Here is a 3,907-nt window from a genome sequence, read left to right on the forward strand (position 1 = left end):
GTCGCGAGCACGGGCGGTCGACCGGTCGGACTGCGGGGAGCGCGTGTCGGCGCCGGTTGTTAGCCTCGTTGCCATGACGGACACCCCTGACTTCGTCGCGATCATCCGCGACGCGGTCGCGGCCGACCCGCAGAACCTCGGCCTCCGTGTCGATCTGATCGAGCTGCTCCTCGAGCACCAGCCCGAGGTCGCCGCGGTCGAGATCGAGACCCTCGCCCACTACGGAGCGAACCCGCAGACCGTCGCGGTGCTGCGTGCGCGCGCCGCCGCGGCGCTCCTGCGCAAGCGTCACGCGGCGCCGCAGGCGGGCTCGCAGGGTGCATCTGGGGCGGATGCCGGCGGCACGGGCACGCCTGGCGCGGCTGGTGCTCCTGGTGCTCCTGGTGTGCCTGGTGCTCCCGGTGTCGCCGCGCCGCCCGCGGCTTCGCCCACGCCTGGGTCGCCTGGCGAGGCCCCGTCCTACGGCTCTCCCGGTGCGCCTCCCACGCAGGCGCCCCCGGCCTACGGCTCTCCCGGTGCGCCTCCCACGCAGGCGCCTCCGGCCTACGGCTCTCCCGGTGCGGCTCCGTCGTACGGCTCTCCCGGTGCGCCGTCCGCGACGCCTCCTGCACAGGCGGCGCCGTCCCACGGTGCCGCGCCGTCTGCCCCCGGCGGACCGGTCACTCCCGGCGGATCGGTTCCCCCTGCCGTCGGCTCGTCGCCCGCGGCTCCGGCGTCGCCCGCGGCTCCGTCCGGCGCCGCCGGACTCCCGGCATCCGTCCCGCCCGCGAGCAGCGCCGGCGCGCCCGCCGGCCCGCCCGCGCCGCCGGGTGCCCCGCAGCGTCTCGCGGCCACCGGCGCTCCGCAGGCGGAGGAGACCCCGGTGTGGGACGTCGAGCGCCCCGCCGTGACCCTCGCCGACGTCGCGGGCATGACCGAGGTCAAGCGGCACCTCGAGGCGTCGTTCCTCGCGCCCATGCGCAACCCCGAGCTGGCGCGCATGTTCGGCAAGCAGCCGCGCGGAAGCCTGCTGATGTACGGGCCGCCCGGCTGCGGCAAGACGTTCATCGCCCGTGCGATCGCCGGCGAGCTCGGCGCGAGCTTCGTGCACGCGACGCTCGCCGACCTCATGGGCGAGTACCGCGGGCAGACCGAGAAGGCGATCCACGAGCTGTTCGAGACTGCCCGCCGCTCGCGCCCGTGCGTGATCTTCTTCGACGAGTTCGACGCCGTCGGCGGGCGCCGCACGTCGGGCAACGCGTTCGCGCAGGGCCTGCGCATGGTCACGAGCCAGCTGCTCGAGGAGCTCGACGGCGTCGGCGCCTCCAACGACGGCGTGTACGTCCTGGCGGCGACGAACCGCCCGTGGGACATCGACCCCGCGCTGCGCCGCCCCGGCCGGCTCGACCGCACCGTGCTGATCCTGCCGCCCGACGAGCCCGCGCGCGAGGCGATCGTGCGGATCGGTCTGCGCGACAAGCCGGCCGCCGCGATCGACGTCTCCACCGTCGCCGCGCGCACCGCGGAGTTCTCCGGCGCCGACCTCTCCTACGTCGTCGACACCGCGATCGAGCAGGCGTTCATGGACTCCCTCCGCGAGGGCGTGCCGCGCATGATCACGACCTACGACGTCGAGGCCGCGGCATCCCGCGTCGTGCCGTCGACCCGATCGTGGTTCGAGCAGATCAAGCCCGTGCTCGAGTACGGCGTCGACGATGGAACGTTCGCGCAGCTGCGGTCGTATCTGAAGAAGCACCGGATCTGACCGATGGATGCCGATCCTCGCGCGCAGGCGATGACATACCTGCAGGTGCGTCAGCCCGACAAGGCGCGCGAGCTGCTGCGCAGCGCGCTCGCGCAGAATCCCACGGACGGCACCGCGCTGTGCATGCTCGCGCACGTCGAGGCATCCGTCGGCAACCTCGCCGAGGCGGAGCGGTACGCGCGGATGGCGACCGCCGACGCCGACACGGCGACCCGCGCCGCCGCCTTCGGCACGCTGTCGCGCCTGATCGGGCTCGACGCCGCCCGGGGGAGGGAGGCGCTGGAGGCGGCGTCGGCCGCCGCGCAGCTCGAGCCCGAGGAGTGGCGGCATCGCGCCGAGGTCTCGGCCGCGCTCGCCGACCTCCGTGACTTCCCGGCGGCGGAGGCGCAGGCGATGGCCGCGATCCAGCTGTCGCCGATCGATCCGGCGGAACGCTCGCGCGCGCTCGTGGCGCTCGCGCGGGTGTACCTGGCCGACCCGGCGCAGCGTCAGCGCGGCTATCGGGTGATGCGCGAGGCGGCCGCGCTCGACCCCACCGATCCCTCGCTGCAGCAGCAGGTGATGTCGGCGCAGTTCACCGCCGGGCACCGCGCCGAGGCCATCGGGACGGCGTTCGCGAGCCTGCGGGTCACGCCGACCGCGGCGGTGCCGCCGCTGCTGGCCCGGCTGTCGGTGTACCTGCTCCTGCGCCGGCTGCTGGGTTGGCTGCTGCTGGTCGCGTTCGCGGTGCCGCTGCTGTTCTTCGGGATCATCGGGAACATCGGCGGCGACGCCGCGGCGCTCGAGACCGACCCCGCCCTGATCGTGCGCGCGGGCGCGTTCGTGGGGCTCGTGGGCTTCGGGCTCGTGTTCGCGTTCGTGCTGCGGCCGCTCGCCGACCGGTCGGTCGCGCGCGCGGTGTGGCGGTTCGCACGGCGCAGCGCTCTGGCCTGGTTCGACGCCGTCATGATCGCGCTCGCGGTGCTGTCGTACCTGACGGGGCTCGTGGTGCCGCTGCTGTTCGTGCCGGCCGTGCCGCTCCCGTTCCTGCTCATGCTCGTCACTTGGCTCGTGCACGGCTGGGGCGGCTTGGCTCTCAAGACCCCGAGCGTCGGCGAGCTCATGGCTCAGAACAACCGCTGACGCCCGGGGCCCGGCATCGGCGGGGTGCTCAGGCCGTTTCGCCGCTCGCGGCGCGGGCGGCGAAGCGGTCGATCGCGGCGAGCAGGTCGGTCGCGTGCCAGAACGGACCCTGCCGGTGGTCGGCCTTGGGGGTGAGGACGCCGGCATCCACGAGCGCCTGCAACGGGGGATAGACGTTCGGCTGCTGCACGCCGAGCGCGGTGGCGGCGGTCGCCGAGTCGAGCACCGGATGCCGCACGAGAACGTCGAGCAGCGCCCACGCGTTGCTCGACCGGCGGGCGGTGAGATGCTCGCTCCACGCGGCGCGGACCCGTGCGACGTCGTCGACGAGGAGTCGTGCGTTCGCGATCGCGTGGTGCGCCGCGTCGGCGAACACGGCGACGATCGGCGAGACGTCGCCCGCGCGGTACGCCTCGAGCGCGTCGAGGTAGACGGGCCGGTCGACGAGGAGCCCCGCCGACAGCGGCGCGACGACGTCGCGGGTGACGCCGCGGGCCGTGAGCATCGCGTGCACGAACGCGCGTCCGACGCGGCCGTTGCCCGCCGAGAACGGATGGACCGTCTCGAACTGCGCGTGCGCGATGGCCGTCGACACGAGCGGCGACACGTCCGTGCGCCGGGCGAACGCGACGAGGTCGTCCATGAGCGCCGGCACGCGGGTGGGGTACGGGGGGACGTACTCGGCGCCGACGGGGCTGTCGGAGCGCGGCCCGATCCACGTCGGCTGCGAGCGCCACCGTCCGGGCGTGTGGCGCGGTTCGTCGGCCATGAGCGTCGCGTGCGCGCGTGCGATCGCGGCGGTGCTCACGCCGTCCGATGCGGCGAGGGCGTGCGCGTTCGCGACGACGAGCTCCGCGGCGCGGCCCGCGCGTCCGCCCAGCCCCGCCGTGCCGATCGCCGACGCGGATGCCACGACGTCGTCGATCCGCGACGACACCGCCGCCTCGGCGTGCACCAGCAGCGGCCTGAGTGCCGGCGCGCCGTTGCCTGCCTCGGCGTCGAAGCGGCTGAGCTCGCGAGCTGCCGCCTCCGCCGCGGCGA

3 protein-coding genes are annotated in these 3,907 nt (G+C 74.8%); 2 read left to right on the plus strand and 1 reads right to left on the minus strand.

What is annotated here, in order from left to right; translation table 11 throughout:
• The first annotated feature begins 73 nt into the window (after positions 1–73).
• Both WML84_RS13585 and WML84_RS13590 read left to right on the plus strand, forming a co-directional pair.
• On the plus strand, positions 74–1,744 hold the full coding sequence (locus WML84_RS13585) for an AAA family ATPase (protein WP_347346671.1): 1,671 nt from the start codon (positions 74–76) through the stop codon (positions 1,742–1,744).
• A 3-nt stretch (positions 1,745–1,747) separates the two neighbouring features.
• Positions 1,748–2,866 (plus strand): tetratricopeptide repeat protein, encoded by a 1,119-nt coding sequence (locus WML84_RS13590; RefSeq protein ID WP_347346672.1) that lies wholly within the window; start codon positions 1,748–1,750, stop codon positions 2,864–2,866.
• A gap of 28 nt (positions 2,867–2,894) precedes the next feature.
• On the opposite strand, the gene WML84_RS13595 is transcribed toward WML84_RS13590, so the two are convergent.
• Positions 2,895–3,907, minus strand: a 1,013-nt coding sequence (locus tag WML84_RS13595; RefSeq protein WP_347346673.1) for a Fic family protein, incomplete at its 5' end; no start/stop codon positions are given.

The organism is Microbacterium sp. (genome assembly GCF_039812165.1).
Classification (GTDB): domain Bacteria; phylum Actinomycetota; class Actinomycetes; order Actinomycetales; family Microbacteriaceae; genus Microbacterium.

Coding starts and splice junctions, on each gene's coding strand:
- WML84_RS13590 (WP_347346672.1), top strand. CDS start 1,748: ATGGATGCCGATCCTCGCGCGCAGGCGATGACATACCTGCAGGTGCGT.
- WML84_RS13585 (WP_347346671.1), top strand. CDS start 74: ATGACGGACACCCCTGACTTCGTCGCGATCATCCGCGACGCGGTCGCG.